Raw genomic sequence first — 26913 nt, 5'->3', positions numbered from 1 at the left:
CCCGGCAAAATCGAGCGGTCGGGGGCCTTTGCGGGGAAAACGGCTGAAACGGCTTGATAAACTGTGGCCACCGAACCTAACGATTGACCGCCTGCCCTAACTTTTTGTAAAACGAATCCCTGACGTTGCGGAGATAACAGTGATCACAGTCCTTGCCGTGCAGTTTACGGTGGCTGCTGTGGCGCCTCTCCTGTTCAGGATGTGGGGCCGCAACGCGTTCTATGCCTTGGCGGCCGTGCCCGCTGCGTCCTTTGTCTGGCTCCTGCTTCAACACGGCGCGGTGTATTCGGGCTCCGGGGCGGTCACGGAGATCGTCCCGTGGATCCCCGGGCTGAAACTGGAATTCGCCTTCCGGCTGGATCCCCTCGCCTGGGTGATGTCCCTTTTGGTCCTGGGCGTGGGCGCCCTGGTGCTGGTCTACTGCGCGAGGTACTTCAGCAAAAAGGACCAGGATTTGGGCGGCTTCGGCGCCCAATTGCTCGCCTTCGCGGGTGCCATGTTCGGCCTGGTGGTGGCGGACGACCTTCTCCTGCTGTTCATTTTCTGGGAACTCACCACCATCCTTTCCTACCTGCTGATCGGGTTTGCCCGCACCAGGCTGGCCGCCCGGCGCTCCGCCCTGCAGGCTTTGATGGTCACCACGGCCGGCGGCCTGGCCATGCTGGTGGGCCTGATCATGCTCGGCTACAGCGCCGGCACGTACCGCATCTCGGCGATCCTCGCGGAGGCTCCCGCGCTGGTAGCCGGACCGGCCAGCGGCATCGTCGCCGCCGCCGTCGTACTGATCCTCGTGGGTGCCATCAGCAAATCCGCGCTGGTTCCCTTCCACTTCTGGCTGCCGGGGGCCATGGCGGCCCCCACTCCGGTCAGCGCCTACCTGCACGCCGCGGCGATGGTCAAGGCCGGCATCTACCTGGTGGCCAGGCTCGCGCCGGGGTTTTCCGAGACCGCCTACTGGCAGTCCATTGTGCTGGGCCTGGGCCTGGCCACCATGCTGGTGGGCGGTTACCGGGCGCTGCGCCAGACTGACATCAAGCTCATCCTCGCGTACGGCACCGTCAGCCAGCTGGGCTTCCTCACCATGGTGGTGGGCCTCGGGACGCCGGACGCGGCGCTCGCCGGCCTCGCGATGCTGTTGGCCCACGGCCTGTTCAAGGCGACCCTGTTCCTGGTGGTGGGCATCATCGATCATCAGTCCGGAACCCGTGATGTCCGCCAGCTCTCCGGCGTCTTCCGCTCGTCCCGGGCGCTCGGCATCGTGGCCGGCATCGGCGCCGCGTCGATGGCCGGTGTTCCGCTGCTGGCGGGCTTTGTGGCCAAGGAATCGGTCCTCGAGGCGTTCGTCCACCACGCCTCCACGGGGGAGTCCTGGAGCGTGGTGGTGCTTGTGGGCATCGTCCTGGGCTCGGTCCTGACGTTCGCCTACAGCGCCCGTTTTATGTGGGGGGCGTTTGCCGTCAAGCCCGGCGTTGAACCCACACCGTTCAAAGCCGTCAGCCCTTCCTTCCTGGCCGCTCCTGCGTTCCTCAGCCTCCTCACCATTGTTTATGGCCTCTGGCCCGCCCCCGTGGACGCGTGGGTCCAGCCTTATGCGGCTCTCTTTGCTTCCACCGCGGCCGACGCCGGCACACCGGCCGAGCAGGCAGGTCACCTTGCGCTCTGGCACGGTCTCACGCCGGCCCTCGGGCTGACGGCGCTGACATTCGCGCTGGGCCTGGCCATGCACTTCGGCCGGACGCTCGTGGAGCGGGCACAGTCCCGGGTGCCCGGCTGGATCGACGGCGACCGTTTCTACCAGCTCAGCATCGGTGCGCTGGACGACGTGGCAGTCTGGATCACCGGCCGCACGCAGCGTGGTTCGCTGTACTTCTACCTCTCTGTCATCCTTTCCATGGCGTTCGCGCTGCCGCTGACTGCCATGCTCCTGGCGGGGAAGCCCCTCCCGCAGGACCTGTACTTCATCGACCCCTTCTCACCGCTTCAGCCCGTGGTGGGGGCGGCGATCGTGATCGGGGCGCTGGCCGCGGTCAAGGCCAACAGGCGGTTCCTCGCCGTGCTGATGGTGTCGGTGACCGGATATGGGATTGCCCTGATGTTCGCGCTCCAGGGCGCCCCGGACCTGGCCCTGACGCAGATGCTGGTGGAAACCATTATCCTGGTGGCCTTCGTCCTGGCCATGCGCAGCCTCCCGGCCGAGCTCCGCGACCGGACCGGCGGCAGGTACCGCGTGGTCCGCGTGATTATCGGCGCGGCCTTCGGCGTGACCATGGTCTTCGCCGCCATCTACGCCATGGGCGCCCGGGTGGCCGCACCGGTGTCGCTGGAATTCCCGCGGCTTGCCTACGAGGGCGGCGGCGGACTGAACATCGTCAACGTGACCCTCGTAGACATCAGGGCGTGGGATACCTTCGGTGAAATTTCCGTCCTCGCCCTCGCCGCAACCGGCGTCGCCAGCCTGATCTTCGTCCGCGGTCGCGGCGACCGGCTCAGGGTTCCGTCCCCCATTGCCGAAGGCAGCGTGGGCCGGCAGTCAGCAGCGGATCCGGGTTCGCGCGAAGCCGCGTCACTGGCCATCAGCCGGAAGTTCGCCGCCTCAGCACGCGACGCCTGGATCGTGGCAGGACGGACCCTGGCCCCCGAACGGCGTTCCATCATCTTCGAGGTGGTCACGCGGCTGATCTTCCACTCGCTGATCATCTTCTCCCTGTACCTCCTGCTTGCCGGGCACAACCTGCCGGGCGGTGGTTTCGCCGGCGGCCTCACGGCGGGGCTTGCCCTGGCCATCCGTTACCTGGCCGGCGGCCGCTTCGAACTGCGGGAGGCCACTCCCGTTGGGGCCGGTACCCTCCTCGGGATCGGGCTCGCGACGGCGGCCGCCTCAGGTGTGGTGCCCCTCCTGCTGGGCGGGCAAGTGTTCCAGAGCGCCATCATCGAACTCTGGCTGCCCGTGTTCGGCGACATCAAATTTGTCACCTCCACCATCTTCGATATCGGCGTGTACATCGTGGTGGTGGGCCTCGTCCTGGACGTGCTGCGCAGCCTGGGCTCCGAGATCGACGAACATTTTGACGAGCACGAGGCCGAGCCGGCACCGGACTCCCTTGTTGAGGACGTGATGGCCGGCGCCGTTTCCGCCGCCGGGCACGAGCCCCTGGACCTGTCCGCCGAACCTACAGTGAAGGGCCAAGGATGAGCGTCAACCTGACCCTCCTGATCGTGATGGGCGCGCTGTACGCGTGCGGCATCTACCTGATCCTCGAACGAAGCCTTACCCGGGTGCTGCTGGGGCTGATGCTCCTGACCAACGCCACCAACCTGCTGATCCTAACCACGGGCGGTTATGCCGGCCTGGCACCGTTCTTCAATAAGGACACTGGGGCCGACGAGTACGCGGACCCGCTGCCGCAGGCCCTCATCCTCACCTCGATCGTGATCTCGTTCGCCGTCACCGCGTTTATGCTCGGCATCATCTACCGTACCTGGGTGCTGGCACGCCAGGACGAGATCCAGGACGACGTCGAGGACCGCCGCGTTGCCGAAACGCCCAGGTTCGACGCCGAGGACGACGCCCCGATCCCGGCCGAGACCTCAGAGTTCCCCCTCACCATGCTTGGCAGCGACGGCAGCGGCATTTCCGATCATGCAGACCAGACAGCGTCCGGGGACTCCGTGGTGGCTGGCGCCAAGACAATTCCCGCGGCGGATGCCGCAGCCGAGGAGCAACCCGGCTCGCGGAACGTAGACGCTGGCCCCAAAGGAGGTGTGAAGTGAACATCGCAAGCTTTGCCCCGCTCGCCGTCCTCTTTCCCATCTTCGGCGCCGCACTGGCCTTCCTGCTGTTCCGGCACGCCCGGGCACAGCGCGCCGTGAGCATCGCGGTCCTGTCCCTGACGCTCCTGCTGGAGTGCTTCCTGCTCGCCTCAGTGTGGGAGGGCGGGACGGCCGCGGTGAACATCGGTGGCTGGCTGCCGCCCTGGGGCATCACGATGGTGGTGGACCAGTTCTCCTCCCTCATGCTGGTGGTGTCCTCCGCCGTCAGCCTCGCCGTGCTGATCTACGCCACCGGGCAAGGTATGGCCGACGGCGATCAGGACGCCCCGGTGTCGATCTTCCACCCCACGTTCCTGATCCTCGTGGCCGGTGTGTCCAACGCGTTCCTGTCCGGGGATCTCTTCAACCTTTACGTCGGCTTTGAAATCCTCCTGACGGCGAGCTATGTCCTGATGACCCTGGGCGGTACCGGACCCCGTATCCGGGCGGGCGTCACGTATGTGGTGGTTTCCGTGGTGTCCTCGGTGCTGTTCCTGATCTCCATCGCGATGGTTTACGGTGCCACCGGAACCGTGAACATGGCAGACCTTGCCATCAAGCTCGCGGACCTGGACGAGGGAACAAAAACGCTGCTGCATGTGATGCTCCTGGTGGCCTTCGGCATCAAGGCGGCCGTGTTCCCGCTGTCGTTCTGGCTGCCTGACTCCTACCCCACCGCGCCAGCCCCGGTCACCGCCGTCTTCGCCGGCCTGCTCACCAAAGTGGGCGTGTACGCAATGGTCCGCACCGAGACCCTGCTGTTCCCCGGCGACAGCCTGAACACTCCGTTGATGGTGGTGGCGCTACTGACCATGGTGGTGGGAATCCTCGGCGCCCTGGCCCAGAGCGACATCAAACGTCTGCTGTCCTTTACGCTGGTCAGCCACATCGGCTATATGGTGTTCGGCCTGGCGATGTCCTCCGTGGCCGGGCTGGGCGCTGCCGTGTTCTACGTGGCCCACCACATCACCATCCAGACCAGCCTGTTCCTGGTCACGGGCCTGATCGAACGCCGTGGCGGCAGTTCCTCCGTGGACCGGCTGGCGGGCCTGGCCAAGCTTTCGCCCCTCCTGGCACTCCTGTTCTTTGTGCCGGCGATGAACCTGGCCGGAATCCCGCCGTTCTCCGGATTCCTGGGAAAGGTAGGCCTGATCCAGGCCGGAATCGAACTGGGCACTCCGCTCGCCTATGCCCTGGTGATCGGCGGCGTGGTCACCAGCCTGCTGACACTCCTGGCGGTGGCAAGGGTGTGGAACCGTGCGTTCTGGCGCAAGCCCTCGGACGCTGAGCACCCCGACCCCGTCCTCTTGGCGATGCCGGAGGAATCGGCCACCGGCCGCCGGGCCGGCCGCGACAGCGTGACCCTGCTGCCCCGGACCATGGTGGGTTCAACCCTGGGGCTGGTGGTGCTTGGGGTGTCCCTCACTGTCTTCGCCGGCCCGCTGTTCAAGGTCGCGGACCAGGCGGCCCAGGAGATGCTGGACAGGTCCTCCTACATCCAGGCCGTGCTCGGCGAGGACACCATAGTTCCACCACTGGCGCTGAAAGCGGGTGGGGGCGAATGAGCCGCCGCCGGATTTCCCTGCGCCAGGAACTGCCCCTGCTGGTGTGGCTGGTGATCGTCTGGGGTGCGCTCTGGCAGGACTTCAGCCCCGGCAACCTGCTTTTCGGCGCCCTGCTGGCCGTGCTGGTGGCCCGGATGTTTTACCTGCCGCCGGTGGAACTCAGCGGCAGGTTCAATATCGTCCACGCAGTGCCTTTCGCACTGCGGTTCCTCGGCCGGGTGGCGGCAGCGAGCATTGAAGTCATGTACTTGGCGGCCGTCCGTGGACCGAAAGTGATCAACGCAGTTGTCGCGGTCCCGCTGCGGAGCCATCAGGACCTGATCGTCACCGCCGTGGGGCACGTGATCTCGCTGATCCCGGGTTCCCTGGTGGTCGAAGTGGACCGTTCAACGTCCACCCTGTACCTGCACGCGCTCAATATCAGCACCGCCGAGGACGTGGAGAGCCTGCGCGCGGAAGTCCGCTCCATCGAAGCCGGCTTGATCCGCATCATGGGCACGAAGGAAGAACTCGAAGCAGTGCGGCAGGAGAACCCGGCATGATGCAGATCGTCCTGGCTGTCACGGCAGTCATCCTTTCGCTGGCCGCGGCCGGCGCCATCATCCGGATCGCCCGGGGCCCCTCACTGCTCGATAGGGTGCTGGCCTCCGATGTGCTGCTGGCCATCCTCGGCGCGGCGCTGTGCATCGACATGGCCGTGAACCGGCACCTGAACAACCTGATGCTGCTCGTGGCACTGTCGGTGGTCGGCTTCATCGGCTCCGTGACAGTGGCGCGCTTCGTGGCCGACCGGCGGGAGCAGACCCATGAGTCCTGAGGCGAGCCTGATGGATAACGTGATTGATACCGTGACGGCGGTGTTCCTGGTGGCGGGTGCCCTGATGTCCCTGGCAGCCGCCGTCGGGCTCCTCCGCTTCCCCGACCTGCTGAGCCGCATGCACGCGGCCACCAAACCGCAGGTGCTGGGGCTGTTCCTGCTCCTGGCAGCCATCGGCCTGCAGATGCGGACGTGGTGGGTGTGGCCGGTGCTGCTGGTGGCCTGGATTTTCCAGCTGTTGACCGTACCGGTGTCCGCGCACATGGTGGGACGCTCCGGCTATCGCACCAAGCACATGCACCGCGAGCTGCTCAGCTCCGATGACCTGGAGGCCGTGGTCCAGAAGGCGGCCAAGTCCGCCCGTGATGAGGCATCCAACGGCGGCAGCCCGCACTAATACCGGAGTTTTTGTCCAGATAATCCCGCTTTATGGCCGACGAAGCGGGATCATCTGGACAAAAACTCGGCTAGACGATGTCCTGGGTCTTGGCGAAACGGGTGATGGCCCGCTGCGTGCCGCGGTTGGCGAGGACTTGGATGATGGTGCTGACCGAGGCTGAGATCAGCGCGAACGTCAGCGCCGAGCGCAGGCTCGTGGGGGTGTCCTCGCCCTTGCCTGTGGGCGGCTTGTTGCCGGTGGACTTCTCCCACACAGTATTAACCAGCTTGGTGCCGGCAAACCCGGCGGCGAGGCTGATTCCTGTGCCGAGCAGCTTGATGAACAGGTTCATGGGTTGAACTCCTTGTGACCGGGGTCGGGGACTGCCTTTAGCCTAACGCGATCAGGCCGCCAGCCAGCACAAGGCCAGCACCTAGGCCGGGCGCATGGACCCCAGAATCTCCCGGAGCGCCTCCACCACCAGGTCGTGGTCCTGCTGTTGGGGCAGGCCCGAGACCGTCACAGTGGCCACGGCGCCCACTCCGGTGACGTAGACCGGGAAGCACCCGCCATGCGCGGCGTAGACCATTTCGTCATACCAGCCCTGGTCCTCGATCCGGCCGCCCCGCAGCCTGGCGCGCAGGCCCACCAGCAGCGAGGGGATCTCGTACCGTGCGGCCGTTCGCTGCTTGGCCCGGACCCAGTGCTCGTTGTTCGGCGTGGCACCGTCCAGGGCAACGTGGAACAGGACCTGGTCACCTTTGGTGATATCGATGGCGATGGGCAGCTTCCGGGTCTTGCCGAGCTCCACCAGCAGCAGCCCCAGGCTGAGGGAATCGTCCTTCGTGAACCGCGGGAACTGCAGCTCACTGACCTCGGCGTCGATCCGGGCAATCAACGCCTCGAGCGAGCCCGGGGGCTGGCTCTCGTTGGAATCGGGATCGAACGCTGTCACATGGGATGGGTCGGCAGTCATGGCCCACAATCTACCCGCCTGCGGTGTAAACTGGACCACGCCCATCAGGGCAGAATTATTCACGACAGGGGAGCGCCGCCGTCGGGCAACTGCAGGAATGCAGCCGGTGGATGGGCGCTGAGAGTGCGGACAGCCGCAGACCCTCGAACCTGATCCGGTTAGTACCGGCGCAAGGGAGTCGAGCTTCTCAGAGTGTCCGGATCCGGACGGCGCAGGCCGTGCGGCAACCGCGAACACCCTCCCCTCCTGTACCTCAGGAGGTTGACATGACAACAGTAGGCACCAAAAAAGCCAGCTATACGTGGCGCGTTGTGGACATCGTGGTGGCGGCTCTGATCGCCATCGCCGGCGGCGTTATTTTCTGGGCATGGTCCCAAGGTGCGGCGCTGGTCTCCGCACCGATGAACGCCACATACCCGCCCCTGACCGGCCTGATCGCCGGCGGTTGGATGATTCCGGCCGTGCTGGGCATGCTTATCATCCGCAAACCGGGCGCAGCACTGTTCTGCGAAGCTGTTGCCGCCACCGGTGAGCTCATGATGGGTTCGCAGTACGGCACCACCGTGCTGATCTCCGGCATCCTGCAGGGCCTCGGTGCGGAACTCGTGTTCGCCGCCTTCGCCTATAAGAAGTTCAACCTCCCCACTGCCCTGCTGGCCGGTGCCGGGGCGGGGCTCTTCTGCGGCCTGAACGACTCCTTCCTCCCGTGGGGCTGGAACATCGCCTACGAAGCCGGCGATAAAGCCGCCTACATCCTCTTCTGCGCCGTCTCGGGTGCCGTCATTGCAGGTGCTGTCTCCTGGGTCGCCACCCGCGGCCTGGCGAAGACAGGCGTGTTGAGCTCCTTCGCATCCCGGAAGGCCTTCTCCGAGGCCGTCTTCAACTGATGGCCGACGCCGACGCCGGCGCTTCCGCTGTGCGCCCCGCCGCGGTGTCCGCCCGTGGCTGGGGCTGGCGGCACGCCGGCCGCGCCGTACCCGCCGTCCACGGGCTCGACCTGGACATCGCGCCGGGTGAGCGGGTGCTGCTGCTGGGGCCCTCGGGCGCCGGCAAATCAACGCTGCTGCACGCGCTCGCCGGGGTGCTGGGTGACGAAGGGGACGACGCCGACGAGACGGGTTCGCTGCTGATCGACGGCGTTGCGCCGCGCGGCCAGCGCGGCCGTGCCGGACTCATGCAGCAGGATCCCGAAACGCAGGTGGTCCTCTCCAGGCTCGGCGACGACGTCGCTTTTGGTGCCGAGAACCTGGCCGTGCCGCGGGATGAGATCTGGCGGCGGGTGGAGGAAGCGCTCGACGACGTCGGGCTGCGGAGTGCCGGCCGCTCGGACAGTGCGGCCGGGCTCCCGCTGGACCACCCGACGTCGGCCCTGTCCGGCGGGCAGAAGCAGCGGCTGGCGCTGGCCGGCATCCTCGCGATGCGGCCTGGGCTGATCCTGCTGGACGAGCCCACCGCAAACCTCGATCCCGCCGGGGTCCTGGAGGTCCGGGACGCCGTGGGCCGCTGCCTCGACAAGACCGGCGCCACCCTGGTGGTGGTGGAACACCGCGTGTCCGTCTGGAAAGACTTGGTGGACCGGATCGTGGTGCTGCAGCCGGGCTCGGCTGCCGGCGCCTCCGGCAGCAGCTCCGGCACCTCGGGCGGCTCCTCCGGCGTGCTCCTGGACGGGCCGCCGGACCAGGTGCTCGCCGAGGCGCGCAGCATGCTGATCCGCGCCGGCGTGTGGGTGCCGGGCTACGTTCCCGAAACACGGCCCCGGGCAGGCAGTTCCGCCAATACCGGTCAGCTGCTGCTGGCGGCCGAGCAGGTTGCCGTATCCCGTGAACGGCCACGCCGGCGCGGGTTCCGCACCATCCCGCCGGTGCCCGTGCAAACGGGCATCACGGCCCAGGTCCGCGCCGGCCAGGCCCTGACCGTCACCGGCCCCAACGGCGCCGGGAAGTCCACGTTGGCGCTGACCCTCGCCGGACTGTTGGCGCCGGTGGAGGGCAAGGTGTCCGCCGCCGTCGAGCTTTCCGAGGGAGCCGGAATTGATCCGTTCTCGTGGAAGGCCAAACAGCTGATTTCGCGGATCGGCACCGTGTTCCAGGAGCCCGAGCACCAGTTCGTCACGGGGCGGGTCCTGGACGAGCTGATGTTCGGTCCGCGCCATCTGGGGCACGGGGAGGAACGTGTGGACGAGCTGCTGGAGCGGCTGCGCCTCACCCACCTGGTGGACGCGAATCCGTACACCCTGTCCGGCGGCGAAAAACGCCGGCTGTCGGTGGCTACGGTCCTTGCGGCCCATCCGCGCGTCCTAGTGCTCGATGAGCCCACGTTCGGCCAGGACGCCAATACGTGGGCCGAGCTCGCGTCGTTCCTCTCCGAACTGCTCGACGCCGGGACTTCCGTGGTGTCCGTGACCCATGACGAAGAATTCACCGCCGTCCTGGGCGGCACCGAACTGCGTCTGGGCCCGGCCTCGCGCGGCGGCGCCCGCCAGGAGGCGGATGCCGCATGAGGGATGCCCTGACGCTCAGCGGAAACCAGGCCCTGCTGACGCGCGCCAACCCGCTGGCCAAATTCGGCGCCGTCTTCCTCATCACGCTGGTACTGGCGCTCTCCATTGATTGGGTTTCCGCCTCGGTGGCGCTCGCCGCCGAACTGGCACTTTTCCCGCTCGCCGGACTGACGTTGCGCCTGCTCTGGCAACGCGGCTGGCCCCTCATCATCGCGGCAGCTGTGGGCGGCTGGAGCACGGCGATTGTCGCTGCTGACAGCGGTGCTGTACTGCTCGACGTCGGGATCTGGTCCATCAGCGAAGGTTCCCTTCAGCTGGGGCTCGGGTTCATGCTGCGCGGACTCGCGATAGCCCTGCCGGCAATCCTGCTGATGACCTGCACCGACCCGACCGACCTCGCCGACGCGCTGGCACAGAAGGCCCGGCTGCCGCACCGGTTTGTGCTCGGCACGCTGGCGGCGATGCGGCTGGTGGGACTCCTGGCCGAGGAATGGCAGACCATCGGCATGGCCCGGCGTGCCCGCGGCGTGGGATCGCACGGCAGCCCGCTGGAGCGGCTGCGGGCCACGCTCGGGCAAAGCTTCGGACTGCTGGTCCAGGCGATCCGGCGCGCCTCCCGCCTGGCCGTGACCATGGAAGCCCGGGGTTTTGGCACCGGTCAGCGCACGTGGGCACGGGAATCCACCTACTCGCTGCTGGACGTCTGGGTAGTGTTTGGCGGCGTGCTGATCGCGGCCGCCGCAGTGGTTGCAGCGGCGGGGATGGGGACCTGGAACTTTGTTTGGCGGTGATCCCTGCCGCTAGCTGCACGAATAGTCGTAGTCATAGCCCTTGGATACAAACTGCGTCAGGCTGACCCTGCCCCCTGCAGTCAGCGGCGGCTTCGAGCAGTCGCTTTTGGCGCCCGTAACGGTGCGGGCACCGGCCAGCCAACTGGGTAGCGTGTATAGCGTGCTGGAGCTGCTGACCGGCCCCACAATCTGGCCCCACTGGTAACTCGTGGAGTAGATGCCCACCTTGGCGCCAATGCCTAGGAAGTAGTCCGTCATGCCCTCCAGAACCGCACGGTTGGCTTCCATGTCGCTGGTGGACCAGGTGTTCCCCGTTTCGGCGTCCAGCCACCACAGGTAATTCCCGGGGGAACTGATCCCGCGGTAGTTAGCGTCGTCGTAGGCCTTGGCATAGCCGTACATGTAGGCGCAGGCAGCGCCTACGGGCTCGGGGTTGTTTTTACAGGAGCCGTAGGGGTTGGTTTCAACGGTGACGTTGCTGTTCTCCGGGTACTGATCGCCCGTGGGCCACCATGATCCGGCGAGGCCGGGATTCGCGGTATTGACGTAGAGGGCTACCATCGGCTGGTTCGTGGAATTCCGCACCGCTGGAATGGCGCGCGCCCACTTGAGCTGGTCCTGCAGGCAGGGGTTGGTGGTGGTGGCCAGGCCGTTGTTCACGCCCACGATGGCGAATGCCGGGTCTTTGGGAAGCGCCTTGTTACATTGTGGCCAGGACACGTCATTACCCAAGGCTTGCTGGGAGCTTTCACCGGCAGGCGGCGCGGCGCCTGCCGCAGGAGCGGAAAAGATACAGAGTGCGGTGGCCAGAAGGCACCCTACGATGCGCGCGGTGGCTCCTGCTGATTTCGGGTGCTTGTGCATGACAGACCTCTGCTCTTGGGATGCTGCCGCGGCCGGGGTTTCAGTTTCCACCCCGGGGGCAGCAGGGTCAAGAACCCCGACCAAGAGGGGATATCGCATGGAACGGGTATGAATCGGCCATTTGTGTGTCTACTGGCATAAAATAGCGTGAACATAACTCATCTGTGATATTTTTTGTCCATGACTCAGGAAACTGCCGAGCACATTGCCGCCACGCTCAAGGATGCCCGGATTGAAAAGGGCTGGACGCAGGGCCAATTGGCCGAAGCGCTCGGGACCAGCCAAAGTGCCATCGCCCGGATGGAGCAGGGCAAGCAGAACCTCAGCCTGAAGATGATCCAGCGGCTCGAAACGATCTTTGAGCGAAGCATCGTCAAGGTGGGCAAACCGCAGATGACCCACCTCCGGATCGAAGGCGGCCGCACCCTGTCCGGGGCGGTGGATGTCAACAGCAGCAAGAACGCCGGCGTGGCCCTGCTCTGCGCCAGCCTGATCAACCGTGGCACCACCGTGCTGCGCAGGCTCGCCCGGATCGAAGAGGTCAACCGGATCGTGGAGGTGCTGACCAGCATCGGCATGGAGTGCACCTGGCTTAACGACACCGACCTCCAGCTCCGCCGCCCGGAAGTCCTGGACCTGGCGGCCATGGATGTGGACGCCGCCCGCCGCACCCGCAGCGTCATCATGCTCCTGGGCCCGCTCCTGGACGAAAGCTCCGAGTACCGACTCCCGTACGCCGGCGGCTGCGATCTGGGCACGCGCACGGTGGAACCGCACATGCAGGCGCTGCGCCAGTTCGGGCTCACTGTGGAAGCGAGGGCGGGCTTTTACGCGGTGCAGGCTCCGCAGCCGGACAGCCGGAACCGCTCGTTCGTGCTTTCCGAGCGCGGGGACACGGTGACCGAAAACGCGATCATGGCAGCGGCCCACCGCCAGGGAACCACAGTCATCCGCAACGCGAGCCCCAACTACATGGTCCAGGACCTCTGCTTCTACCTGGAGATGCTCGGCGTGCAGATCGACGGGGTGGGCACCACCACCCTGAAGATCACCGGGCAGCCGTTTGTGGACGTCGACATCGAATACTTCCCGTCCGAGGATCCGATTGAGGCGATGAGCCTGATCACCGCCGGCATCGTCACCAACTCGGAGGTGACTATCCGCCGGGTACCCATCGAGTTCATGGAGATCGAGCTGGCCACGCTGGAGCAGATGGGCCAGCAGCTGGAGATCTCAGGGGAGTACATGGCCCGCAACGGGCGGACCCGGCTGGTGGATGTGACCACCAAGCCGTCCGAGCTCCGGGCGCCGGAGGACAAGATCCACCCCATGCCGTTCCCCGGGCTGAACATCGACAACCTGCCGTTCTTCGCGGTCATTGCGGCCAACGCCCATGGCCAGACCATGATCCACGACTGGGTCTACGAGAACCGGGCCATCTACCTTACGGAACTGAACCGGCTCGGCGCCCAGGTGCAGCTGCTGGACCCGCACCGGATCTACGTCAACGGCCCCACCAAGTGGCGCGCGGCCGAGGTGGGCTGCCCGCCGGCTCTCCGCCCGGCCGCCTGCCTGCTGCTGGCCATGCTCGCGGCGCGGGGAGTCTCCGAGCTGCGCAACATCTACGTGATTGAGCGCGGCTATGAGGACCTGGCCGAGCGCCTCAACACCATTGGCGCCAAGGTGGAGTACTTCCAGGACTAGTGCCGCGGGGTTTTGGCTGGCGGGGCGGGTTCTGCACCATCATTCGGCCTCACCGGGGTTCAGGCCACGCATTTCCGGGCCCGCGGGTCAGGCCCAGGCCGGATGATTGAGCAAAATCCGTCACCCTCGCCGCCGGCCACGCTTCAGAACGGCGTGGATCTCCTTCAAGACCATGTCCGGGCTGTTCCAGATCTGCTCCGGGGCGTAGCTGAGGACCGCATAAGCCTGCGTCTGTGCGATGTTGGACCGGCTCATGTCCTTCCGCCAGGCGGCGCGTGAGCTGTGGAACTGGAAGCCGTTGATTTCCACAATGAGCCAACTGTCGATCAGGAAGTCCACGCGTCCCACGCCGGCGATCTGCACCTGCCTGTCGAAACGGAGCCCGGCTGACTCGAACAGCAGCCGGGCGCTGATCTCCGGGACGGACTCGGACAAGCCGTCTGCCTTTGCTAGCCTCTTCCGCGCCGGGCCGTAGTACTTCGCCGTAAGCTCGGCTTCCAGGACTTCCCGGGGTAGGCCATGCTGCGTCATCGCCGACTGCGCCATGGCTATGGCATCCACTTCGGCCAGGCACGTTAGGCCGTGAATGACGGCGTCTTCAAGGCTTGCGATGGGCAGCCGATGGTCCCCTGCGAACCGGAGGCGGCCGTGTTTGGGGGCATGCCTGCCGCGGCGATGCTTGCTGGCCAGATGGAGTCGGCAGGGCTTGTCCTTGAGCCAGAGGCCATAGTGGGACGCGCCGGAAGCACAGGTTACGAGCGAATCGCTGACTATCGCCTGCAGGAACTCGGGGTCTGCGCCAGGCAGTGCCCAGACGCCCTTCCGGGGCTGGCTGGCTCCGGCTGTTGCCAGGTTCCTCACGGCGCGGTCCGAGTAGCCTTCCCGTCGCAGGGTGCCCACCCGGGCCACGCCGCCGAGGGATGTCAAAAATTCGAGGGGATCCATGGACCGAGCTAGCCACGGTTTTGGCTTGGTTCGGACGGGCGAATGGCTGTATGTGGACAACCCCGGCTGTGGGGGAACGGTGTCTCGGCGGGTTCTGCACCATCATTCGGCTGGCCCGGAGGGCCCGCCACGCCATTCCGGGCTATACCATTCTGTTCGAGCGAATGATGGCGCAGAATCCGGCAGCCCCGGACTCCGGCCCGCAGAACCACCCGGACCGGGCTGCCGCGTCCCCGGCCGGTTGACGCACAATATAACCATGCGAACTTTCGGCGTCGAGGAAGAGCTCCTGATCGTTGATCCGGACTCGGGGCAGCCGCTTGCGCTGGCGGACGCCCTGCTTTCCGGGCACCGGCTGGCTGCTGACGACGCCCCGCCGGACCAGCACGCGCTGAAGACATGGGGTAAAACCGCGCACGACGACGAAATGGGCTTGAGCGCCGAGCTGAAACTCGAGCAGATCGAGACGCAGACGCGACCGTGCCTTGAGTATGCGGAGCTGCTCCCGCAGATCCGCGCCGGCCGCCTGCTCGCGGACCAGGCGGCACGCAAATTCGGCGCGCGGGTTGCTGCGCTGGCCACTTCCCCGTTCGGGTTGGCGAGCCACACCACCCCGGACCCGCGTTATGCGCGGATGCTCGAGCGGTTTGGCCTGACCGCCCAGGAGCAGCTGACGTGCGGCTTCCACGTCCATACGTCCATCGAGTCCGAGGACGAGGGCGTGGCCGTGCTGGACCGGATCAGGGACAAGCTGGCCGTCCTCACCGCCCTGAGTGCCAACTCCCCGTTCTGGATGGGGATGCACACAGGGTTCGCAAGCTACCGCACCCAGGCCTGGAACCGCTGGCCGACGTCGGGTCCGTCCGCCATCTTCGGCACGTATTCCCAGTACCGGCGGGTGGTGACGCGCCTGCTGGACAGCGGGGTGATGCTGGACGAAGGCATGATCTACTTCGACGCCCGCCTTTCCCGGAACCACCCCACCGTTGAAGTCCGCGTGGCCGATGTCTGCCTCCGCGCAGAGGACGCCGCCCTGATCGCCGTGCTGGTGCGGGCCCTGGTGGAGACCGCCAGCCGGGAGTGGCGGGAGGGTGTGGAGCCGGCGCCCGTGCCCACCGTGCTGCTCCGGATGGCAGCCTGGCAGGCAAGCAGCAGCGGCATGGGCGGCGAGCTGCTGGACTTCGGCACCTTCCGGCCGGCCCCCGCGGTGGACGTGGTCCGTTCCCTCGTGGATTACCTGGCGCCCGTGCTCGCTGAACAGGGCGAACTGTCCCTTGCCAGGCAGGGCGTCGAGGACATCATTTCGCGTGGCACAGGGTCCGCGGAGCAGCGCCGCGTCCGGGACGCGGCGGCTGAAGCAGAGCCCGACGACGGCGGGCTGGGCGCCGTTGTTGCCCACGCCGTGGGCGTCACCATGCGCGGTGCATCCGGGCAGCCCGAGGTTGATGAGGCGCCCGATCTGCTCCGCGTGCGCCAGGTCTGACTGTTGAGCCGGCCCTTCCTGGCCCAGGGCCAGGTTGTCCTGACCGTGAGCGCCGGTAAGAGCTCTTTGACCCGCCCCTTCACAATCTTGGCGGGCGTTCCCCAGGTCAGCGCGGTGTACCTCCGCTTCGGCGTCGCCACCCCCGGGGGAGCAGCGGCGGGGACGGAACTCGACGCCGTCGCAACGCTGGTGGGGGAAGCTCCCGGCATCGTGCTGTCCTACAAGGATTTCCGCCAGGCCGCGCCCTTGGGGGAACTGGACTCGGTGGTGAACCGTGGCGCCACTCCGCTCGTCACGTGGGAGCCATGGATCGCAGGGAACGGGGTGGTGCAGCCGGCATATACGCTGGCCCGGATCGCCGCAGGGGACTTCGATCCCTACATCGCACAGTGGGGAGCGGCCCTTGCCGCCTGGGGCAAGCCGCTGATGCTCCGGTTCGCCCACGAAATGAACGGCGACTGGTACCCGTGGTGTGAGGCGACCAACGGGAACCGGCCCGGCGATTACGTCGCCGCCTGGCGCCACGTGCACAGCCTGGTGCGCGCCGCAGGGGCCGCCAACGTCAACTGGGTGTGGGTCCCCAACGGCGGTGGATCCGTAGACCCTGCCCTGCTGTACCCCGGGAACGCTTACGTGGATACGGTGGGCCTGGACGCTTACAACTGGGGGACCACCCAGGCCTGGAGTTCCTGGCAGATGCCTGCCTCCCTGTTCGGGCCCCACCTCGCTCAGCTGAGGACGATCGCCCCTGGCAAGCCAATTATCATTACCGAAACTGCCAGCACCGAGACCGGCGGGAGCAAGCCGGACTGGAACGCGGCCTTGGTTTCCTACCTGCGGAGCCAGCCGGACGTATCCGGCTTCATCTGGTTCAACCTCAACAAGGAGACCGACTGGCGGATCGGCAGCAGCACCGCCTCAGCTTCTTCCATCGCGGCGGCGCTGGCCGCTCGCCGGTAGTTCGGGCCGAGCTTCAGCCACCCACGGCCAGCCGGATCCCCAACGTCAGCATCACGGCCGCGACGAGGCCGTCGAGAATGCGCCAGGAGGAGGGCCGCGCAAAGAAGGGCCGCAGGACGCGGGCGCCGAAGCCGAGCGCACTGAACCACGCCACGCTGGCTGCGAGCGCACCGGCGCCGAACCACCACCGCAAGTCCAACGCCTGCTGGTTGGCCACTGACCCCAGCAGCAGGACGGTGTCAAGGTAGACGTGCGGGTTGAGCCAGGTCAAAGCGAGTACCGTGTTGAGCGCGGCGCCAAGGCCGACGGCGGGCTGCCGCCCGGACGCCGTCAGGGTTCCGGGACGAATAGCCCGCCGCGCGGCCATCACGCCGTACGCCACCAGGAACGCGGCTCCGGCAAAACGGACCACGTCCACGATCACCGGATTTGCCTGCAGCAGGGCCCCGACTCCTGCGATGCCGGCGGCGATGAGGATCGCATCCGAGACGCTGCAGACGAGGACGACGGCGGCCACGTGCTCACCCCGGATGCCCTGCCGGAGGACAAAGGCATTCTGGCTGCCGATGGCCACAATGAGTGCGAGCCCCGTGCCGAAGCCCAGTGCTGCGGGGTTGAGCAATTCTGTGAAGTCCATATGTTTCAACGTACGGCCCGGCCTATACTTACGCCAGCTAAACAATCTAAGCCTTATTAAGGAAAGCTAATGAAGGCATTCCAGCTGGAGCAGCTCAGGACCTTCGCCGCAGTGGTTGAGGAGGGCACCCTGGAAGCGGCCGCCCGCAGCCTGTACGTCACGCCGTCGGCCATTTCCCAGAGACTGAAGGCAATGGAGGATGCAGCCGGCCAGATCCTGCTGCAGCGCACCAGCCCCGTCCGGCCGACCACCGCGGGCGAGGCGGTCCTGCGGTTCGCCCTGCAGGTCAGGCAGCTGGAGTGGGACGCGCGCCAGGAGCTGGGCGGTGGCCACAGCACGCTGGGGGCGCCCATCCCGCTGGTGGTGAATGCCGACTCACTGTCCACCTGGTTCCTGCCGGCGCTGGCAAGCCTTCCGGCGGACCTCGGCGCCTGTTTTGAAATCCGCAGGGAGGACGAACAGCATTCCACCCGGCAATTGCGCACCGGCGCGGTGATGGCAGCCGTGACCGCCACCCCGGAGCCGGTCCCGGGGTGCAGCGTAGAGCCGCTGGGCTCCCTGCGTTACCGTGCGGTGGCCAGCCGGGCCTATGTGCGGCACTGGTGGCCGGACGGTCCTGAGTTGACTGCCGGCAGCCGGGCGCCGGTGGTGGACTTTGACCGCAAGGATGATCTGCAGGCCGGTTTCTTCCGCACGATGACCGGCGCGGACATGGCCGCGCCGCGCCACTATGTGCCGTCGTCGGCCGAGTTCGCACAGGCCATCCGGCTGGGACTGGGGTGGGGGCTCCTGCCTGAGCAGCACTGCCTGGCCGACCTCGGAAGTGGGGACCTCATGGAAATGGCACCAAAAAAACCGGTGGACGTGGCCCTGTACTGGCAGCGCTGGAAGATCGACTCCCCGGTGCTCAACCAGCTGACCGCCGCGGTGCGGCAGACGGCGGCCAGCCAGCTCCGCCAGCCCGCGCTCTGACCCCGGGGAACCCTTGACCGGACCCGGAGCCTGGCCGGCGTCAGACCTGCTTCAGCGCCTGTTCGAGGTCGCCGATGAGGTCGTCCACGTCCTCGAGCCCAACTGACAGCCGCACCACGCCTTCGCTGAGTCCGATCGCGGCACGCCCTTCCGGTCCCATGGCCCGGTGGGTGGTGGTGGCCGGATGGGTGATGAGGGACTTCGCATCGCCCAGGTTGTTGGAGATGTCGATGATCCGCAGGGCGTCCAGCAACGCAAAGGCAGCTTCCTTGCCGGACCGTCCACCGCTCGCTGCAAGTTCCAGCGTGAGGACCGTGCCGCCGGCCTTCATCTGTTTGGCAGCGAGCTCGTACTGCGGATGCGATCGAAGCAGCGGGTACTTGACCCAGCTGACGGCCGGCTGCTGTTCGAGCCATTCGGCGAGCCGCAGCGCGGATGCGGACGAGTGGTTCACGCGCAGGGCCATGGTCTCAAGTCCCTTGGTGAGGACCCAGGCGTTGAAGGAGGACAGTGCCGGGCCGGTGTGCCGCATGAGCTGCTTGACCGGGCCGTTGACGAACTCGGCCGTACCCAGGATGGCCCCGCCCATCACCCGGCCCTGGCCGTCGATGTGCTTGGTCCCTGAGTACACAATCACGTCCGCGCCGAACTGGCCGCAGCGTTGGAGCAGGGGAGTGGCGAAGACGTTGTCCACCACAACTGTGGCCCCGGCTGCGTGCGCCAGTTCGCTGACCGCGGCGATGTCCACGATTTCCTGCATCGGGTTGGACGGCGATTCGAAAAACACGGCGGTAGTGGGCTTTGACAAGGCTTCGCGCCACTGGTCCAGGTCCGGGCCGTCCACAAACACCGTCTCCACACCCCAGCGGGGAAGGATTTCGTTCAGGATCACAAAGCAGGAGCCGAACAGCGAGCGCGCGGCAACCACCCGGTCACCGGCAGCCAGCAGGGCACCCAGGGCGGTGAACACCGCTGACATGCCCGACGCCGTCGCGAAGCACGCCTCGGTGCCTTCGAGCAGGCGGAGACGTTCCTGGAAAGTGGCCACGGTGGGGTTGCCGTAGCGGGAGTAGACAAACCGTTCGTCCTCGCCCGTGAACGCGCGCTCGGCGGCGGCAGCCGACTCGTAGACGAAGCCTGAGTTCAGGAAGATGGGCTCCGTGGTTTCCTGGAACTGCGTGCGGTCGAGCCCGCCGCGGACCGCCTGGGTGTCGGGGCTCCAGCCGGCGGCTTCTTCGTTAAAGGTCACTTACTTGCTTCCCAGGTTGGTGGGCAGGCCGCGGTTCTTCCAGCCGTTGACCGTACGCTCGCCGTACCGGTCCGGCTCGCCTTCGAAGCCCTCCAGGACGTTGTAGGAGGTGAACCCGGCCTGCGTCGCTGCGGTGGCCGCGGCGATGGAGCGCTGGCCCGAGCGGCAGAGGAAAACCAGTTCGGTGCCGCTGTCCTCCGGCGCCTGCTCGGTGAGGTCGGTGATGAAGTCCGGGTTCGGGATGCCGCCCGGGAACGTCCAGGGAATGAACAGGGGATCGTTGTCCGTCGCCTTAGTGTCCGGGATGCCGATGTGCGCCCATTCGCCTTCGGTGCGGACATCCACCAGGATGGCGCCCTGCTCCAGCTTGGTCCACGCTTCCTGCGGCGTGAGGTCTCCGGCGTAGCTCATGCGTGGCCCTCGCCGTCGAACTCGAGGTCGCCCGCGGATTCGAGGTCGTCCACGGCGGTGGCGACGGCGGCATCCGCGCTGGCGATGGCCGCCGGCAGGATCAGTGCCTGGGCAACGATCACGGCGGTGCCGTTGAACGTGGCGGCCGGGCTGCCGTGCAGCACATAGCCCTCGGCCAGGGCGGTGGAAATCCGCTCACAGAAAGTGCGGTCGTCCGGGCCAGTGACGAGCCGGTAGGACAGTTTTTCTTCAGGGACAGGTGCGTCGGACACGACGGATCTCCTTCTTTCACGCTTGCAGCTCGAATGGGTCGATATGCCGAGTATTCACCTGAGGCACCCCGCCGCGATAGGAGGGTTGCCGACCGGCCAGTCAGGGCTTGGCGCCGGTTCTCATTACTCCCCAAAAACGTAACACCCGGCCCGCCCTGCCGCACGGCCACCGTCGTCATGTTCCGTAACCAACACGTGCTTCCATGCCCGGCAACCGGGCACGACAATCGGACCATGGGGAAAGAGCGGGGGAACCTTCTGACTGTGGCGTGGCGACGCCTCATCACCGTGGTGCTGTGTGCGGCGTTCATGATGGCGGGGCTCAGCAGTTGCCGGAACGTCTTCGCACCGCCGCCGTGCATGCCGCCCACATTCACCGTCACGCCGTCGGAAGCGAAACCCGGCGGCCGGGTGACGGTCAGCGCTCCGGACACACAGTGCGACGCGCGCTACGGCGACGGCGCGCAGGTCCAGGTGGAACTGCTGGATGCCTACGGCACCAGGGTGCTGGAAGAGCTCGCACCCATGACCGACGACGGCGGCTTCACTTTTGTGTTCACCGTCCCGGCAGGCATGTCCCCCGGGAAAGCCGGGGTCACCGCCCACCCGTACAACCTGGACTGGTGTGATGACACGGGAGTCAACAACCGGGCGGCGTTAGGGCCGCAGACCCTGGTCCTGGTTGCCTGCGCCGAACGCATGCTGCCGCTGGTCATCCAGGCCGGCTGACCCGGACTGCGCCACGTTTACTGCTCCGGGCCCGGGCTGACCTGCGAAGACAGATAGAGTTTTCGCGGGGGCACCGGCCGCCATCACGAAGCCGTCCTGGGGGAGGGTCCACACCAGCATGCCAACAGCCACCGCAGTACGTCGCGTCCGGACAGCATTCAGAAGCGTGCCGCCGGCAGTCAGCCGCGCATGCCGAGGCCTGCTTCCGGCCGCCCTCCTAGCGGCCCTGCTCCTCTTGTTCGCAGTTCTGCCTGCGGGGCCCGTCCTCGCGGCCGAGCCTGAGCCGGCGAAGGGCAAGCCGCTGCTGGGGGCTGTCCTGGAGTGGGGCGAGGACTCCGCCCAGGGTTTTGCCGGGCGGCTTGGTGCTGCACCGGCACTGCTGGGGCATGAGATCTCGCTGCCCGTGCGGCCCGGCGAGGAACAGGATATCCGCGAGTACCTGGGCCAGGCCGCCGGCCAGGGTTCCCACGCCATGCTCACCGTGCGGCCCGCCGGGGCGCTGGACCAGGTGGATGCGGCCGCCGCTGAAGCCTTCGCGGCCAAGGTGGGGGAACTGTCGGCTTCGTTCAAGGGCACCATCCTGATCCGCTTCGCGCCGGACATGAACTCAAGCTGGGTGGAGTGGGGCCAGCAGCCGGACGCCTACAGGGCAGCGTTCCGGAACGTCGCCGCAGAGTTCAAAACCAGGGACGACGCCGGCACGGTGATGGTGTGGCAGCCCTACCTTGGGCGGGACTACCCGTTTGGGCGGCACCGGAATGCTCCGGCCGCGGGGTCGGCGGGCTTCGCCCTGCTGGACACCAACGGCGATGGGCGCTGGGACAGGTCCGATGCCGCCTACGCACCGTACTATCCGGGCGATGATGCCGTGGAGTGGGTGGGGCTGACGGCTTACCACGACGACACCGGCGGCAACGCGGCCGTCAATACCGTCCCGGCTGACGGCGAGTTGTCCGCAATGCTGGCCCGGTCCGGCAATGAGGATTTCTACGCTGCCTACGCCGCCGGGCGGAATAAGCCGATGCTCCTCCAGACGGCTGCCTTCTACAGCCCAGCCGCTGGCGGCGCCGCGGAAGCTGAGATCAAGGCGTCCTGGTGGGACCAAACCCTGGACGTTGCCACCTCGGCGGAGTTCGCCCGGATCACCGCCGTCGTCTGGGACGAGCGGACCAGCACACGGGACACCGGGGTGGTCAGCATTGACTGGCGGCTGACCGGCAAGGACAGCATTGCCGGGGCAGCGGGCAAGAGGCTCGCCGAAGCCGGCCTCACCACCGGGCCGGTGACGGCTGTCAGCGGGGGCCAGCAGGCCACGCGCGCCAATTCCCTGTCCGGGGCAGCGGCCTGGAGCGTCGCCGCGGCCATGATCATCCTCCTGGTTGCCCTGTGGCAACTGCCGCGGCGGGTCGGCGCGGTGGCCGGCTGGGGCTATGGCCTGCCGTCCAAGCGGGATTCCCGCGTGGACCTCCTGCGCGGTCTGGCCATTGTGTTTGTGGTGGTCAACCATCTGGGCATGACATCGCTGTTCCAGCTGCTCACCCAGGAAGCCGTGGGGTTCGTGTCCGGCGCGGAACTGTTTGTCCTGTTCTCCGGCCTGGTGGTGGGGATGGTCTACGGCCCCCGGGTCAAGGACGACTTCGGCAAGGTGCTGGATCTGACGTCGCGGCGGGCGGGCAAGCTGTACGTGACAGCCCTGGCCGTCCTGGTGGGCGTCTTCCTGCTCTCGCTGCTGCCGTTCTTCCAGACCGACGCGCTGACCACGTATGTGGACCAGGGAACCGGCGGTGCCGGGCACAACGCCGTCGGCCGTACCTACGATTTGTACGCCGGGATGGAAACCCTCCTGCAGTTCCCCGTCCCCGCGCAGGTCCTGCCCGCCATCATCCTCCTGCAGTTCGGGCCCTGGCAGTTCAACGTGATGGGCCTCTACGTGGTGCTGCTGCTCGCCAGCCCGCTGATCCTCGCGGCGCTTAACCGCGGCAAGGCGTTGTGGGTTCTGGCCGCGACGCTGGGCCTCTACGCAGTGGGCGCCGTTACCCGGTTCAGGCTGCTGCCGTCCCAGTTTGAGGATTCCTTCCCGCTGCTCGTGTGGCAGGTGCTTTTTGTCCTCGGCCTGGTGGCAGGCTTCCACCGGCACCGCATCCTTGCCTGGCTGTCGGCGCATCACTGGGTGGTGGCGGCGTGCACGGTTCTGACGGCCGTTTTCGCGTTCCTGTCCTGGTGCAACCCCTACCTGGCCAACGGGTTCGACCTGCGCCTGGCCATCATCCCGGACGCTGCCTACCGGGTCATGTACGATACCTTCTTTGCCCGCACCTACCTGGATCCCGGCCGGCTGCTCAACGTCCTGGTCCTGGTGGTGGCCTCCTACGCGTTCCTCACCGCGTACTGGAAGCCGGTGGAACGCGCGCTGGGGTGGTTCCTGATTCCGCTGGGGCAGGCCACACTGTACGTCTTTATCCTGCACGTGGTGCTCATCGCCGTGATCGCCAACATCCCGGTCCTACGGCAGGGGGACATCCTGATCAACACCGCTGCCTACGCGGCGGTCCTTGGCTTGTTGTGGCTGATGGTGAAAAAGCGCGTCCTGTTCGGGATCATTCCCACCTGACCTCAGGCCTTGAGGATCAGCGCCTCGCCCTGGCCGCCGCCGCCGCACAGGGCCACCACACCGGTGCCGCCGCCACGGCGTTTCAGCGCCAGCGCCTGATGCAGCACAAGGCGCGCCCCGGAAGCGCCCACAGGATGCCCCAAGGCGATGGCGCCGCCGTCGGCGTTGATCTGTTCGGCGTCGATTCCCAAATCCTTCGCGGACTGCAGCACCACCGAGGCGAAGGCTTCGTTGACCTCAATGAGGTCCAGCTCGCCAACGGTCAGCCCCTCCAGTTTCAGGGCACGCTCAATGGCGCGCGACGGCTGGGAGTGCAGGGAGCCGTCCGGCCCGGCGGTTTGCCCATGGCTGCCGATCTCCGCGATCCAGCTGAGTCCGGCCGCTTCCGCGGCTGCCTTGCTGGCCACCACCAGGGCCGCCGCACCATCGGAGAGCGGCGAGGAGGACCCGGCGGTGATGGTGGCTGAGTCCGCCGTGGAAAAGGCGGGTTTCAGCGCCGCCAGGTCCTCCGTCGTCGTACCTGCCCGGATCCCCTCGTCAGCATCAATCACGACGGCGGGGCCGCGGCGTTGCGGCACTTCCACCGGAGCGATTTCCTCGGCCAGGATGCCTGCGGACCGTGCGCTTTCCGCCCGTTGGTGGGAGCGGGCGGCGACGGCGTCCTGGTCCTCCCGGCTGATGCCAAGGCGGGCGTTTCCGGCGTCGGTGGCTGAACCCATCAGCTCACCGGAGCGGGGGTCCTGCAGGCCGTCGAAATTCAGCGAATCCAGCAGCGCCGCGTCGCCGATGGCAACGCCGCCGCGCAGCCTGGGCAGCAGATGCGGGGCATTCGTCATCGATTCCTGGCCGGCGGCCACGATGAAGTCGGCCTCGCCCGCGCGGATCATCCGGGCGGCGTCGATCACTGCGGTCAGTCCGGACAGGCACAGTTTGTTGATGGTCACGGTGGGTACGTCCCACCCGATCCCGGCCGCGAGGCTGGCCTGCCGTGCGGGCCCCTGGCCGGCGCCCGCCTGGATGACCTGGCCCACGATCACGGCCTGGATCTGTTCCGGCGCCACTCCAGTCCGCGCCAGGGCGTTGCGGATGGCGTGGGCGCCGAGTTCGCTTGAGGACAGGCCGGAAAGCCCGCCGCGGAACCTTCCGAACGGGGTGCGTGCGCCACCCAGGATGACGGGGATGCGGGCATCGTTGCTCATGGTTTGGTGCCTCACGGCTAGTGGAAGGACCGGTCAGTGGAAGGATGGGCTACTCGAAGGACGCGGGCTATTCGAAGGACGCGCGGCGTCGGTCTGTGGGCCTGGTGTTCCAAACGTCCGGTTTGTTGACCCGGAACCGGCGCCCGGTGAGCGCGCGCGGGGTCAGTCGGATGTAGAAGTTCTTTTCTCCGGGCTGCCAGGGTTCCAGGTGAAGAGCGTCCACGGCATCCTTCTCAGCCTGGTCTTCGATCAACTCCGTGTCTCCGCGCACCACAACGCTCCACGCTTCCTCGGTGCCGGGATCGTACCCATCGATTTCAAGCGCCGCGGGCCGTTCCGACTCCGCGCCCCACAGCTTGGTGCCGCCGGCGGTGCGGAAGACGATGCTCCTGCGCTGCAGGATGTAGTTGACCGGAAAGATTTCCGGATGGCCGTCCACCACAAGGGCCAGCCGCCCCACGATGTCGGCGGCGAGCATTTCCCAGCATTCGTCAAAGGTCAGTTTGATGATCGGATCCGTGTGCGAGTTCATGGACCAAACCTTACGGATGATCCTGCCGTTTCAACAGGTCTTGGACGAGGGCATCGAGGATGGGCAGCTGGCCCTTGACGAGCTTGGTGCGCGCCGCGGCCTCGGTGACCCACCGGGCGTCGTCAATTTCAGGGAAGTCCTGGATGGTCCCGGACCCCTTGGGCCACTCCAGGGGAAACGTGTTGCTGACAATCTGATCCGGCTGGAAATCGGCCGCCGCGGCGAACACCGTGATGCGCTTCCCGGACGGCTGCCGGAATTCGCCGAGCAGAACGTAATCAGCGGCAGGTGGCGGGGTGCCGATCTCCTCGGTGAACTCGCGCCGGGCTGCCATGAGAGGGTCCTCGTCAGGCTCGTACTCGCCCTTGGGAAGCGACCCGGAGTGCGACTTCTTGCCGGCCCAGAAAGGTCCGCCCATGTGCCCGATCCAGACTTCCAGACCTCCCGCCGCGCCGTCCTGGTTAACGCCATCCGGGTCATCGCCGTGCCGGTAAAGCAGGATGCCCGCGCTGCGCACCGCCACCGGCTTACTGGATTCCTGCGTACAGTGCGTTCAGTTCGGCCGTCAGCTGCTTCTGCAGGGCCGGCGTGCCGATCTCCTTGCCGTCGATGTGGTTCACCGGAGCCAGCAGCCGGATGCTGGAAATCAGCCACACGGCGTCGGCGTCCAGGAGGTCCTGCGGCTCCAGCGGGCCGTAGCCCAGCTCCCAGCCTGCCGCCTTCGCGGCGGCGAAGAGCGCGCCCTGGGACGTGCCGGGGAGTATTCCGCTGTCCAGCTGCGGCGTGATGAGCCGGCGGACGGTGCGCGTGACGCCTGCACCGTCGTCGGCTGTTTCCACATGGGCAAGCAGGACCGTGGACGTGGGGCCCTCCAAAACCCGCCCGTCGGCGGAAAGAAAGATGACGTCGTCGGCGCCCTGTTTGTGCGCGTGCCGCAGGGCGGCCATGTTCACCGCATAGGACAGTGTTTTGGCGCCAAGCAGCAGCCAGGGCGCCCGTTCGGCGACGTCGCTGTCGTAGCCGCGGTCCAGGAGGATGACGTCGATGCCGGCCTCGCGCTGGCGGCGACCCAGCGCACCCACGGGGGATACCTGGACCCAGCACGTGGGGGAGTCTGCGCCTTCCGGCCCGCGGGTGGCCACCAGTTTCACCACCAGCTCGTCCTCGGCCGCGGAAAGTGCCGGGTGCTGGGAGCGGTGTTCGGCTACGCCGGTGGAGATGGCCGAAAGCCACGCCTCCTGCGCGGGGATCACCAAGTCAAGGGTCTCGGCTGACCCCCCCAGCCGGTCCAGGTGGGCCTGAAGCTTCCGGACGTTCCCGCTGACGGCGAGCATGGATTCGAACACCCCGTCACCGCGCGTGGCACCCTGGTCCGTGGCCATCAGCTGGGGCTGCGAGGCGTCGGCCAGGCGGCCTTCCGGGTAGGCGGGGTCAAGGAAAACGAGCACCACGGGCGCAGGAGAGGTCATGGCTCCAGCTTAGTCGGGCCCGGCGCGGCTAAGCTGTG

At 67.0% G+C, this 26913-nt stretch carries 28 protein-coding genes and 2 riboswitches; of the genes, 16 read left to right on the top strand and 12 right to left on the bottom strand.

All coding sequences use genetic code 11. The features are described from left to right. The first annotated feature begins 139 nt into the window (after positions 1-139). The 6 genes from AC1MCD_RS18460 to mnhG are packed head-to-tail and all read left to right on the top strand — an operon-like array spanning position 140 to position 6589. The gene (locus AC1MCD_RS18460; protein ID WP_498674059.1) at positions 140-3193 is read left to right on the top strand and encodes a Na+/H+ antiporter subunit A; all 3054 of its coding nucleotides are present in this window, start codon (positions 140-142) and stop codon (positions 3191-3193) included. Continuing rightward, complete coding sequence (locus AC1MCD_RS18455) at positions 3190-3771, top strand: Na(+)/H(+) antiporter subunit C (RefSeq protein WP_498674057.1); 582 nt, start codon at positions 3190-3192, stop codon at positions 3769-3771. Before AC1MCD_RS18460 ends, AC1MCD_RS18455 begins: the two co-directional genes overlap by 4 nt. Next, positions 3768-5375 carry a Na+/H+ antiporter subunit D gene (locus AC1MCD_RS18450; protein WP_498674055.1) on the top strand — a complete coding sequence of 536 codons (1608 nt, stop codon included), beginning with the start codon at positions 3768-3770 and terminating at the stop codon, positions 5373-5375. Before AC1MCD_RS18455 ends, AC1MCD_RS18450 begins: the two co-directional genes overlap by 4 nt. Next, a complete protein-coding gene (locus AC1MCD_RS18445; protein ID WP_498674053.1) occupies positions 5372-5917 on the top strand; it encodes a Na+/H+ antiporter subunit E in 546 nt (181 codons plus the stop codon). Before AC1MCD_RS18450 ends, AC1MCD_RS18445 begins: the two co-directional genes overlap by 4 nt. Then, positions 5914-6192, top strand: coding sequence for an MrpF/PhaF family protein (locus AC1MCD_RS18440; RefSeq protein ID WP_491349639.1), 279 nt, complete (start codon positions 5914-5916; stop codon positions 6190-6192). Before AC1MCD_RS18445 ends, AC1MCD_RS18440 begins: the two co-directional genes overlap by 4 nt. Continuing rightward, entirely contained in the window at positions 6182-6589 is a 408-nt protein-coding gene (gene mnhG, locus AC1MCD_RS18435; RefSeq protein WP_498674051.1) for a monovalent cation/H(+) antiporter subunit G, read from the top strand. The genes AC1MCD_RS18440 and mnhG overlap by 11 nt, the downstream gene beginning before the upstream one ends. 70 nt (positions 6590-6659) lie before the next feature. On the opposite strand, the gene AC1MCD_RS18430 is transcribed toward mnhG, so the two are convergent. Further along, positions 6660-6923, bottom strand: a complete 264-nt coding sequence (locus AC1MCD_RS18430) for a DUF4235 domain-containing protein (RefSeq protein ID WP_498674047.1) — start codon at positions 6921-6923, stop codon at positions 6660-6662. 81 nt (positions 6924-7004) lie between these two features. Next, entirely contained in the window at positions 7005-7547 is a 543-nt protein-coding gene (locus AC1MCD_RS18425) for a heme-degrading domain-containing protein (protein ID WP_498674044.1), read from the bottom strand. A 56-nt stretch (positions 7548-7603) separates the two neighbouring features. Continuing rightward, a riboswitch (TPP riboswitch) is annotated at positions 7604-7741 on the top strand. Between the two features lie 72 nt (positions 7742-7813). On the opposite strand from AC1MCD_RS18425, the gene AC1MCD_RS18420 reads away from it, so the two are divergent. From AC1MCD_RS18420 to AC1MCD_RS18410, 3 genes are read left to right on the top strand one after another with little or no spacing between them, the layout of a single operon-like run. Next, entirely contained in the window at positions 7814-8434 is a 621-nt protein-coding gene (locus AC1MCD_RS18420; RefSeq protein ID WP_498674042.1) for an ECF transporter S component, read from the top strand. Beyond that, positions 8434-10047 (top strand): ABC transporter ATP-binding protein, encoded by a 1614-nt coding sequence (locus AC1MCD_RS18415; protein WP_498674040.1) that lies wholly within the window; start codon positions 8434-8436, stop codon positions 10045-10047. The genes AC1MCD_RS18420 and AC1MCD_RS18415 overlap by 1 nt, the downstream gene beginning before the upstream one ends. Next, entirely contained in the window at positions 10044-10838 is a 795-nt protein-coding gene (locus AC1MCD_RS18410) for an energy-coupling factor transporter transmembrane component T family protein (RefSeq protein ID WP_498674038.1), read from the top strand. Before AC1MCD_RS18415 ends, AC1MCD_RS18410 begins: the two co-directional genes overlap by 4 nt. 9 nt (positions 10839-10847) lie before the next feature. Here AC1MCD_RS18410 and AC1MCD_RS18405 read toward each other — a convergent pair whose 3' ends face one another. Next, positions 10848-11558, bottom strand: coding sequence for a glycoside hydrolase family 25 domain-containing protein (locus AC1MCD_RS18405; RefSeq protein WP_498674035.1), 711 nt, complete (start codon positions 11556-11558; stop codon positions 10848-10850). Between the two features lie 324 nt (positions 11559-11882). On the opposite strand from AC1MCD_RS18405, the gene AC1MCD_RS18400 reads away from it, so the two are divergent. Further along, on the top strand, positions 11883-13406 hold the full coding sequence (locus tag AC1MCD_RS18400) for a UDP-N-acetylglucosamine 1-carboxyvinyltransferase (protein ID WP_498674033.1): 1524 nt from the start codon (positions 11883-11885) through the stop codon (positions 13404-13406). Between the two features lie 120 nt (positions 13407-13526). On the opposite strand, the gene AC1MCD_RS18395 is transcribed toward AC1MCD_RS18400, so the two are convergent. After that, on the bottom strand, positions 13527-14351 hold the full coding sequence (locus AC1MCD_RS18395; protein ID WP_498674031.1) for an endonuclease domain-containing protein: 825 nt from the start codon (positions 14349-14351) through the stop codon (positions 13527-13529). Positions 14352-14401: 50 nt separating this feature from the next. On the opposite strand from AC1MCD_RS18395, the gene AC1MCD_RS18390 reads away from it, so the two are divergent. From AC1MCD_RS18390 to AC1MCD_RS18380, 3 genes are read left to right on the top strand one after another with little or no spacing between them, the layout of a single operon-like run. Continuing rightward, complete coding sequence (locus tag AC1MCD_RS18390; protein ID WP_498674030.1) at positions 14402-14596, top strand: hypothetical protein; 195 nt, start codon at positions 14402-14404, stop codon at positions 14594-14596. A gap of 14 nt (positions 14597-14610) precedes the next feature. Next, a complete protein-coding gene (locus tag AC1MCD_RS18385; protein ID WP_498674028.1) occupies positions 14611-15834 on the top strand; it encodes a glutamate--cysteine ligase 2 in 1224 nt (407 codons plus the stop codon). 3 nt (positions 15835-15837) lie between these two features. Next, the gene (locus AC1MCD_RS18380; protein ID WP_498674027.1) at positions 15838-16794 is read left to right on the top strand and encodes a glycoside hydrolase family 26 protein; all 957 of its coding nucleotides are present in this window, start codon (positions 15838-15840) and stop codon (positions 16792-16794) included. A gap of 13 nt (positions 16795-16807) precedes the next feature. Here AC1MCD_RS18380 and AC1MCD_RS18375 read toward each other — a convergent pair whose 3' ends face one another. After that, the gene (locus AC1MCD_RS18375) at positions 16808-17431 is read right to left on the bottom strand and encodes a LysE/ArgO family amino acid transporter (RefSeq protein ID WP_498674025.1); all 624 of its coding nucleotides are present in this window, start codon (positions 17429-17431) and stop codon (positions 16808-16810) included. 69 nt (positions 17432-17500) lie between these two features. Here AC1MCD_RS18375 and AC1MCD_RS18370 point away from each other — a divergent pair, with 69 nt between their 5' ends. After that, the gene (locus AC1MCD_RS18370) at positions 17501-18403 is read left to right on the top strand and encodes a LysR family transcriptional regulator ArgP (protein ID WP_498674023.1); all 903 of its coding nucleotides are present in this window, start codon (positions 17501-17503) and stop codon (positions 18401-18403) included. Positions 18404-18443: 40 nt separating this feature from the next. On the opposite strand, the gene AC1MCD_RS18365 is transcribed toward AC1MCD_RS18370, so the two are convergent. Genes AC1MCD_RS18365 through AC1MCD_RS18355 form a run of 3 tightly spaced genes read right to left on the bottom strand, consistent with a single transcriptional unit; the run spans position 18444 to position 20335 of the window. After that, positions 18444-19652, bottom strand: coding sequence for an O-succinylhomoserine sulfhydrylase (locus tag AC1MCD_RS18365; RefSeq protein ID WP_498674021.1), 1209 nt, complete (start codon positions 19650-19652; stop codon positions 18444-18446). Next, positions 19653-20063: a rhodanese-like domain-containing protein gene (locus AC1MCD_RS18360; protein ID WP_498674019.1), complete on the bottom strand. Its 411-nt coding sequence runs from the start codon at positions 20061-20063 to the stop codon at positions 19653-19655. Then, entirely contained in the window at positions 20060-20335 is a 276-nt protein-coding gene (locus AC1MCD_RS18355; RefSeq protein WP_498674017.1) for a DUF1737 domain-containing protein, read from the bottom strand. The genes AC1MCD_RS18360 and AC1MCD_RS18355 overlap by 4 nt, the downstream gene beginning before the upstream one ends. A 13-nt stretch (positions 20336-20348) precedes the next feature. Further along, a riboswitch (SAM riboswitch) is annotated at positions 20349-20463 on the bottom strand. 106 nt (positions 20464-20569) lie between these two features. On the opposite strand from AC1MCD_RS18355, the gene AC1MCD_RS18350 reads away from it, so the two are divergent. Further along, positions 20570-21064 (top strand): hypothetical protein, encoded by a 495-nt coding sequence (locus AC1MCD_RS18350; protein ID WP_498674014.1) that lies wholly within the window; start codon positions 20570-20572, stop codon positions 21062-21064. Positions 21065-21182: 118 nt separating this feature from the next. Continuing rightward, positions 21183-23675, top strand: coding sequence for an OpgC domain-containing protein (opgC, locus tag AC1MCD_RS18345; protein WP_498674011.1), 2493 nt, complete (start codon positions 21183-21185; stop codon positions 23673-23675). A 2-nt stretch (positions 23676-23677) separates the two neighbouring features. On the opposite strand, the gene AC1MCD_RS18340 is transcribed toward opgC, so the two are convergent. The 4 genes from AC1MCD_RS18340 to AC1MCD_RS18325 form a co-directional block, all read right to left on the bottom strand. Beyond that, the gene (locus AC1MCD_RS18340; protein WP_498674008.1) at positions 23678-24874 is read right to left on the bottom strand and encodes an acetyl-CoA C-acetyltransferase; all 1197 of its coding nucleotides are present in this window, start codon (positions 24872-24874) and stop codon (positions 23678-23680) included. Positions 24875-24941: 67 nt separating this feature from the next. Beyond that, entirely contained in the window at positions 24942-25406 is a 465-nt protein-coding gene (locus AC1MCD_RS18335) for a pyridoxamine 5'-phosphate oxidase family protein (protein WP_498674006.1), read from the bottom strand. Positions 25407-25416: 10 nt separating this feature from the next. Continuing rightward, positions 25417-25929, bottom strand: coding sequence for an NUDIX hydrolase (locus tag AC1MCD_RS18330; RefSeq protein ID WP_498674002.1), 513 nt, complete (start codon positions 25927-25929; stop codon positions 25417-25419). A gap of 4 nt (positions 25930-25933) precedes the next feature. Next, positions 25934-26875: an aminodeoxychorismate lyase gene (locus AC1MCD_RS18325; protein ID WP_498674001.1), complete on the bottom strand. Its 942-nt coding sequence runs from the start codon at positions 26873-26875 to the stop codon at positions 25934-25936. Between the last annotated feature and the right edge of the window lie 38 nt (positions 26876-26913).

It is taken from the genome of Arthrobacter sp. BF1 (genome assembly GCF_056680215.1).
This window is presented reverse-complemented; position numbering and strand designations above follow the sequence as displayed.

Coding starts and splice junctions, on each gene's coding strand:
- AC1MCD_RS18455 (WP_498674057.1), top strand. CDS start 3,190: ATGAGCGTCAACCTGACCCTCCTGATCGTGATGGGCGCGCTGTACGCG.
- AC1MCD_RS18445 (WP_498674053.1), top strand. CDS start 5,372: ATGAGCCGCCGCCGGATTTCCCTGCGCCAGGAACTGCCCCTGCTGGTG.
- AC1MCD_RS18440 (WP_491349639.1), top strand. CDS start 5,914: ATGATGCAGATCGTCCTGGCTGTCACGGCAGTCATCCTTTCGCTGGCC.
- mnhG (WP_498674051.1), top strand. CDS start 6,182: ATGAGTCCTGAGGCGAGCCTGATGGATAACGTGATTGATACCGTGACG.
- AC1MCD_RS18430 (WP_498674047.1), bottom strand. CDS start 6,923: ATGAACCTGTTCATCAAGCTGCTCGGCACAGGAATCAGCCTCGCCGCC.
- AC1MCD_RS18425 (WP_498674044.1), bottom strand. CDS start 7,547: ATGACTGCCGACCCATCCCATGTGACAGCGTTCGATCCCGATTCCAAC.
- AC1MCD_RS18420 (WP_498674042.1), top strand. CDS start 7,814: ATGACAACAGTAGGCACCAAAAAAGCCAGCTATACGTGGCGCGTTGTG.
- AC1MCD_RS18415 (WP_498674040.1), top strand. CDS start 8,434: ATGGCCGACGCCGACGCCGGCGCTTCCGCTGTGCGCCCCGCCGCGGTG.
- AC1MCD_RS18410 (WP_498674038.1), top strand. CDS start 10,044: ATGAGGGATGCCCTGACGCTCAGCGGAAACCAGGCCCTGCTGACGCGC.
- AC1MCD_RS18400 (WP_498674033.1), top strand. CDS start 11,883: ATGACTCAGGAAACTGCCGAGCACATTGCCGCCACGCTCAAGGATGCC.
- AC1MCD_RS18395 (WP_498674031.1), bottom strand. CDS start 14,351: ATGGATCCCCTCGAATTTTTGACATCCCTCGGCGGCGTGGCCCGGGTG.
- AC1MCD_RS18390 (WP_498674030.1), top strand. CDS start 14,402: ATGTGGACAACCCCGGCTGTGGGGGAACGGTGTCTCGGCGGGTTCTGC.
- AC1MCD_RS18385 (WP_498674028.1), top strand. CDS start 14,611: ATGCGAACTTTCGGCGTCGAGGAAGAGCTCCTGATCGTTGATCCGGAC.
- AC1MCD_RS18375 (WP_498674025.1), bottom strand. CDS start 17,431: ATGGACTTCACAGAATTGCTCAACCCCGCAGCACTGGGCTTCGGCACG.
- AC1MCD_RS18370 (WP_498674023.1), top strand. CDS start 17,501: ATGAAGGCATTCCAGCTGGAGCAGCTCAGGACCTTCGCCGCAGTGGTT.
- AC1MCD_RS18360 (WP_498674019.1), bottom strand. CDS start 20,063: ATGAGCTACGCCGGAGACCTCACGCCGCAGGAAGCGTGGACCAAGCTG.
- AC1MCD_RS18350 (WP_498674014.1), top strand. CDS start 20,570: ATGGGGAAAGAGCGGGGGAACCTTCTGACTGTGGCGTGGCGACGCCTC.
- opgC (WP_498674011.1), top strand. CDS start 21,183: ATGCCAACAGCCACCGCAGTACGTCGCGTCCGGACAGCATTCAGAAGC.
- AC1MCD_RS18340 (WP_498674008.1), bottom strand. CDS start 24,874: ATGAGCAACGATGCCCGCATCCCCGTCATCCTGGGTGGCGCACGCACC.
- AC1MCD_RS18335 (WP_498674006.1), bottom strand. CDS start 25,406: ATGAACTCGCACACGGATCCGATCATCAAACTGACCTTTGACGAATGC.
- AC1MCD_RS18325 (WP_498674001.1), bottom strand. CDS start 26,875: ATGACCTCTCCTGCGCCCGTGGTGCTCGTTTTCCTTGACCCCGCCTAC.